The 6,128-nt window shown below is 60.0% G+C and carries 7 protein-coding genes and 1 pseudogene; 1 reads left to right on the plus strand and 7 read right to left on the minus strand.

Going from position 1 to position 6,128, the window contains the following annotated elements; all coding sequences use genetic code 11:
• A pseudogene (locus CWO89_RS48510) lies at positions 1–147 on the plus strand (IS630 family transposase); the annotation flags it as partial.
• 818 nt (positions 148–965) lie between these two features.
• Here the strand turns inward: CWO89_RS48510 and sctO are convergent.
• From sctO to CWO89_RS39605, 7 genes are read right to left on the minus strand one after another with little or no spacing between them, the layout of a single operon-like run.
• A complete protein-coding gene (gene sctO, locus CWO89_RS39575) occupies positions 966–1,388 on the minus strand; it encodes a type III secretion system stalk subunit SctO (protein WP_130230727.1) in 423 nt (140 codons plus the stop codon).
• Complete coding sequence (gene sctN, locus CWO89_RS39580) at positions 1,376–2,755, minus strand: type III secretion system ATPase SctN (RefSeq protein WP_283813574.1); 1,380 nt, start codon at positions 2,753–2,755, stop codon at positions 1,376–1,378. The genes sctO and sctN overlap by 13 nt, the downstream gene beginning before the upstream one ends.
• A complete protein-coding gene (locus CWO89_RS39585; protein ID WP_130230729.1) occupies positions 2,752–3,378 on the minus strand; it encodes a FliH/SctL family protein in 627 nt (208 codons plus the stop codon). The genes sctN and CWO89_RS39585 overlap by 4 nt, the downstream gene beginning before the upstream one ends.
• Entirely contained in the window at positions 3,357–4,082 is a 726-nt protein-coding gene (locus CWO89_RS39590; protein WP_130230731.1) for a hypothetical protein, read from the minus strand. The genes CWO89_RS39585 and CWO89_RS39590 overlap by 22 nt, the downstream gene beginning before the upstream one ends.
• The gene (gene sctJ, locus CWO89_RS39595) at positions 4,079–4,855 is read right to left on the minus strand and encodes a type III secretion system inner membrane ring lipoprotein SctJ (RefSeq protein ID WP_130230733.1); all 777 of its coding nucleotides are present in this window, start codon (positions 4,853–4,855) and stop codon (positions 4,079–4,081) included. Before sctJ ends, CWO89_RS39590 begins: the two co-directional genes overlap by 4 nt.
• 6 nt (positions 4,856–4,861) lie before the next feature.
• Positions 4,862–5,239: an EscF/YscF/HrpA family type III secretion system needle major subunit gene (locus CWO89_RS39600; RefSeq protein WP_165421512.1), complete on the minus strand. Its 378-nt coding sequence runs from the start codon at positions 5,237–5,239 to the stop codon at positions 4,862–4,864.
• Positions 5,240–5,295: 56 nt separating this feature from the next.
• Entirely contained in the window at positions 5,296–5,760 is a 465-nt protein-coding gene (locus CWO89_RS39605) for a hypothetical protein (protein WP_130583726.1), read from the minus strand.
• Between the last annotated feature and the right edge of the window lie 368 nt (positions 5,761–6,128).

Below are 6,128 nucleotides of genomic sequence, written 5' to 3' on the forward strand. Positions count from 1 at the left end.
AATGTTAAGCAACTCGTCCGGAACATCGATCACTTCGTCACGGCATACAACGCCACCTGCCAGCCCTTCCGATGGACCGCTACGGCAGACGCAATCCTCGAAAAACTGCATCGACTTTGCTCACGAATTACCGGGACAGGACACTAGCTTATGGCTAGCAAGTGAGCCGATTTGCCGCTGCGGCTAGCCTCCCGAACTAAGCGACATTGAGTATAGCATGCGCACGATTTGCGAGCGGCTATCAATTCGTTCACGGATGCGGCATAGAGATTAAAGAAGGGATGAATGGACCGGCTCGAGGATTTGGGTCGATGCAGCCGGTTTGATGGACTCCGCCGTGGGCTAATCCAACTTTGCATTAGAACTCCAACCGAGATAGCCCATCGTCAAGACCGTTGGGTGGTTAATTGAAAAAATCAGTTCTGGCATCGCTCCTCGTTCGATAAGTCCCCGCGCCGTGGGCTCTGTCTCGAGTGACGAAAAGAAGCCCTCCAGCGGGTCGTCTTGGACTTTGCCCCGGCTGCTCATGGTGGAGACAATGTCATTGTCGGCCAGCGGCTGGAACTCCTCGGTGGCATACGGCGGTCCTGGTTCGGATGCAGCAGCGCAACCGGCTTCCCGCCGCGTCGGATCGCCATTAATAGTGTATCCGCGACCAACCGGGCGATCATGCTCGCGCTCATCGACCAGCCCATGACTAGCCAGCGATGACGCTGCTCTTTCTCGCCAGCAGAAATGCTGAGAACCATTGGCGACGACCGGTTACATGACCGCAATGGCCAGTTTTGCCACCCAGTTCAGCAAGCGCGTCGCAAGCTCATCGGAGGGCCCCGATGGGTCTGTTCGCTGACCTCACAAACTTCTTACAGAGGCGCTACTACACAGAACTTCTGAGGCCTAACTGCCCCACAACGGCTGCACCCGCAGGGTCCGCTCCTTAGATCCATAGATCAGAGATCCTTCTCCTAGAGCGGGCCGGCGTTCAAGGCACGCACCAGATTGTCGCATTTCTCGAGCTCCCGATATGCCTTACGTGCGACGTTGTAGGCTTCCTCACGCGCCTGCCGGGCTTGTTCGGTTTCCGACAGTGCCTCCTCGAGGCGCCGTTCGAGCAGCCGTTCGTGGTCGTGCAGTGAGATCATCTTCGCCTTCGCCTCCTCAAGATCGTTGAGAGCGACGGTTTTGCCGATCAGCAAATCGTATATCTCGCGTTCCAGACGAGGCCGGTCTTGCCGCCATGTGCGAAGGATTGTCAGTGCCGCTTCGATAGCCGCATCGGATTTGTCGATGGCTGACTGCCGCACTCGTAGAGTCTCGTCGGCCCGGCGACTCCGCAATTTTCTCAACTCAAGCAATTGATGTACGGCCTTAGGAGTTATGCGAGGCACGTGGCAAGCTCCTGAAGCATTGCGTCGAAGCCAATTTGTTCACATCTTGGCTGTCGCAGGAACGCCCGTATGTTCTCTATCTTGGCGATAGCCGTATCGGCGTGCGGATCGGCTCCCTTCTTGTACTCGCCGACCCGTATCAATAGTTCCACCTCGTGGTATTTCGCTAGCAGGGCCCGCAGCTCACCCGCTAATTTCTCATGCCGCGACGACACGATAGCATTCATAGCACGGCTGACGCTTGCCAGAATATCGATAGCGGGATAGTGGTTCGACGTTGCCAAGGTGCGTGAGAGCACAATGTGGCCATCCAGGATGGAACGGATTTCATCGGCCAGGGGTTCGGTGACGTCATCGCCCTCGACAAGCACGGTGTAAAACGCGGTTATCGATCCACGATCGTTGTTGCCGGCGCGTTCCACGAGCTGCGGCAAGGTTGCAAAGACTGAGGGCGGGAAACCACGCGCGGTGGCCGGTTCGCCGGCCGCCAGACCAATCTGCCTCTGGGCGCGCGCAAAGCGCGTTACCGAATCCATGAGAAGCAGCACACGCTGTCCCCGATCTCGATACCATTCTGCGATCGCCGTCGCCACGTAGGCCGCCTTCACCCGCTCCATCGCGGAACGATCGGAGGTCGCAACGACAAGAACTGATCTCCGTCGCGCTTCTGAGCCGAGATCGTGTTCGATGAACTCCTTCACCTCTCGGCCACGCTCGCCAATCAGCGCTATCACTGTCACGTCAACCGCCGCACTACGCACCAGCATCGACAGCAGTGTGCTCTTGCCGCCGCCCGCCGCGGCAAAGATGCCCATGCGCTGGCCTTCCCCGCACGTCAAAAGACCATCGATCGCCCGTATGCCGACTGGAAGAGCGCGATCAATTATGCGCCGGGTCAAGGGATCCGGTGCCTCGCTTTGGACTGGCACGCGGGCGTCTGGAAGCAGGGGCCCATGAGTGGATGTGTCGAGAGGGCGGCCGAGACCGTCAAGCACCCGGCCAAGAAGGTTCCAGCCCGCGGGTGCTGTCAGAGGCTCTCCCATCGGGATCACCTCAGTGAGGGTAGAAAGCCCCTGTGTTTCGCCAAGCGGTGTTAGAATGGCGATGTCGTGCTGGAACCCGATGACTTCCGCGGACAATTCACAGTTGTTCTCGGGGTTGCGGAGCGTGCACAGGTCGCCTATGCGGGCGCGAGGTGCCGTTGCACGGATGATTGTCCCGACGATTTGAAGGACTCGGCCGCGGACGCGCATTGCCGACGTCTGCGCCACCACTGTGCGAGCAAGCTGGAACAAGCGATCGATGCCGTCGTGCGAAGAATGAATGGCGGTGACTGCCGTTGGCTGCTCGGGTCGCTCGGAAGTCACGTTGCAGAGGCCTTTAGGCTGCTGCGCAGGCCGGCTTCGATCGCCGCTAATTGGCTTTCGATCGTGGCGTCGACCAGTCCAGCATCGGTCTCAAGGATGCAGCCGGCATCTTTGACACGCGGATCAGAAATTACTTCGACGACGGCGCGCGACGTCGCCGTCGAGAGCAGTTCGTTCAATTGTCTGCGAACTGTTTCGACATGCGCCGGTGCCACGCGTAAGCGGACGAGGGAGCTATGACCTGTGAATTTGAGGCTATTCAAAGCGATCCGCACCGCCGCATCATCCGGCGCGATGGTATCGATTACCCGACGTGCGATCTGTAGGCCCATGTCGACAATCCGCTCTTGATTCTCCTCCATGATCCACAGAGACGCCACGGCGATCGCGGTCAAACGTTGTTCGATGGTCGCTTGCGCCGCTGTCAGCGCGGCTTCCTTGGCTGCCGTCTCGATCATCCCTGCGCTTTCGCGCGCCCCATCCACGAGCGCGTCCGCATCGCGTCGCGCCTGAGCGAGCAATTGCTCCGCGTCCACGATCGTCTGTGCGTTTTCTGCCGGCAGGACTCGCCCTGGGCCGAGGATGCGGACCCTGCCAGACGTCAGTTGAACCAATGCGACCATGTTGGCATCTTTTTGCGGGCCAGGCGCCGCATCGCACGAAAGGCATCTTCGCCGGCACTGTCGTCACGGCAGGCGTCCGCCACCACCATCCAGATCGCTGCAGGTCGGCGCAATCGTAGTCGGGCGCGCAGCCCATGTGGGATGGCGCCTATCGCAAGGCCGAACGTCGCCGCACCGCGGTAGAGGAATGCATTAGGCGCAGCCGGCATCTCGGAAGCGCTGACCGCGGACATCAGTTCGGCGGTCGGTCGCGGTAGCAGGGCGGCATGCGAAACGAATGCCAAGGCCTCTTCTCCGAGAACGGCGCGTGCCGCCAAAACATCGGCCGTCCGAAGAAGGCCGATGAGGCTGGACACGCCGGTCCAAGCTCCAGCGAGGCAGATAAGGCGTGCAGCGTCCGGCGTCGGCAGAAATGCGAGCCGGGTTCGTGGTGCGTTGCCGGCCGAAATAATCGCGGACGCTTCACCACCTTGGCCACGAAGCAGCCAACGTCCAAGCTTGACGCGAATAAACGGGTCGGACTGAGCGAGGTCCAGAGGCATCCATTCGGGCCAATCGAACGCTATTGTATCATCGAAATCGGCCGCAGGATCGGCGATGCAGCGCATCATCGCTCCCGCCCACGACGTATCAAGCCATTCATCCGAGATTGTTGCTGAGCTCATTGCGAGCATAGTCTGATTGTTCGCTTCGCCGAAGTTCATGACGCTGCCATACCGTTCCTATGGCTAAAGCGCCGCCGCCATATGAGACAGACGAGCACTGCATTGCCAATCAGCGATGCCGCCATGCCGCCGACGAGGCCGATCAAGAGGCGCGATGAGTCGCTACGTTCTGACGCCCCGGCAGTCACTTCCGTTCGACGAAGCGTGGTATTGTCCTGATTGGCCTCTACAAGGGCAACTGAGACCCGATCATAGGACACGCCCTTCAAGCTATTTGCGACCAGCTCCTTGATCTTCGGCACGACCTGATCGATCGGGGCACCGGGCTTGTAACGGACGAGCACAGCGGCAGTTGGCGGGGCGGGTGGACTACGATCGTCACTCGCGCTTTCCGGCAAGACCGCGTGCACCCGGGCATTGAGCACGCCGTCGATAATGGACAGAGTCTGCGAAAGCTCCTGTGTGACACCATAAGTGTAGCGCACACGCTCTTCTGTGTCCGATGAGATCATCCGGTCCTTCTTGAAGAGAGTGCCCATATCGGCGAAATGATCGCGAGGCCACCCGGCGCTGTCCAACACAGCCATGGCACGCGGCACGTCCTCTGTTGGCACCACGAGCGAGGTCGTGCCGCCGGTCTCGGCCGTCCGTTCCGCGTGGATGCCTTGCCGCAGAAGCAATGCAAGCATTTCGTTGGCCTCGCGCGCTGAAAGGTTGCGATAGAGCTCGATCTTCGATCCGCAGCCGACCAGCGTGAATAGCACCAGAAGTGCCACCGCCCGCTTCAATACAAAAACCACGCCCCGCGTCACCGTGGCTCATTGGCCGCTCAGGAAAGTGTCGAGAGCGTGGGTCGCCTTCCCAAGCACCTTGGTCACAGTGTCGTATTGCAGGCTCATAGCTGACAGCTGGACCTGCGCATCGAGCCACTCAGCCGAGCGGATGCTCCCCGCGTTCATGCCTTCGGCGGCCCTGCGCACGCCTTGCATGGATTCTGCAAAACCGGCGCTCAGTTTTTCCATGCCACTGAGGATATCATCGGAGAGGCGAGGAACGAGCGCCCCCCCTCCCTCCTCCGTCAGCTCGCCTCCAGCCATGATCAGCGGTTCGTCAGCTCGCTGCGATGGCACAGGCGGCTCGAGTGCGGCTCGAAACGCCTCGACGGATTCAGCCGATACTTTCGATGTGACTGGCATCTCGACCGCCAAAAAGGCTGGCCCTGTTTGCGGGAGGATACTACCTACGCTGCTCATTAGATGTCCTTTCCTGCGGTATGGGCTGGCTCGGTCTGGCCCAAGGCTGTGAGGAACCCCTCGAGGCCGGGCTCGCCGCTTGGCAGGCTCCTGAGCACAGTATCGCGTTCGCTTAGGCGTCCATTAAGCCCAAGAGCCACGGCCTGAAATGCCATCCCATATGCATCATTTGCTTTGGCAAGAGGATCGAGGCGTTCCAGCGCTGCTGCAACATCGCCTGCCGTCAGATCTGCGACCGCATAAGCAATGACACACTCCCGGCTGCCCGGCGCAATGACCTCAAGTCCCTTCGCGATCCGCCTCGCCCTCACCACGTCGCTCGTGACACAAGCCAAGAATGCCGTCTCCGTGAGACGTCGCAGGAGGCGGGAGCGGCTGTCGGGCGTCGCACAAGTCGACAACAAAGACATAGATGCCGAATCCCTTTCCCTAACCGAGTCATGTGTCGTTTGCCGATCATCCATGTCATGTCCTGCCACCGACCTCCGCCGGGAAAACATCGCGCCTGAGCTCCGAAAGGGCGCACGCTCGCAACACGTCCCGTGACCAAGCACTCACCTCGCCACCACATGACAAGACCGTCTGCCGAGTGGCGTTGCGCGCTGCAAGCGATCTATTCTCACGATGGTCTAATTCGGCGTCTCGCTCGGCGCCAATACAATACGGGCATGGAGTCATAACGGTAGCCTATGGATAGTGGCGCCCTCCGTCAGCCGCTCGGTCCGGCACAAAGTGTGAGCTGCTCGCGGCGTTTCGTCCAAGGCGACTGCAGAACCCAATCCGCCGTCAATGCGATCCTCATCGTTACCTGCTTAAGGCCAAAAATGCGGGG

It is taken from the genome of Bradyrhizobium sp. Leo170, from assembly GCF_004296405.1.
Taxonomy (GTDB): Bacteria; Pseudomonadota; Alphaproteobacteria; order Rhizobiales; family Xanthobacteraceae; genus Bradyrhizobium.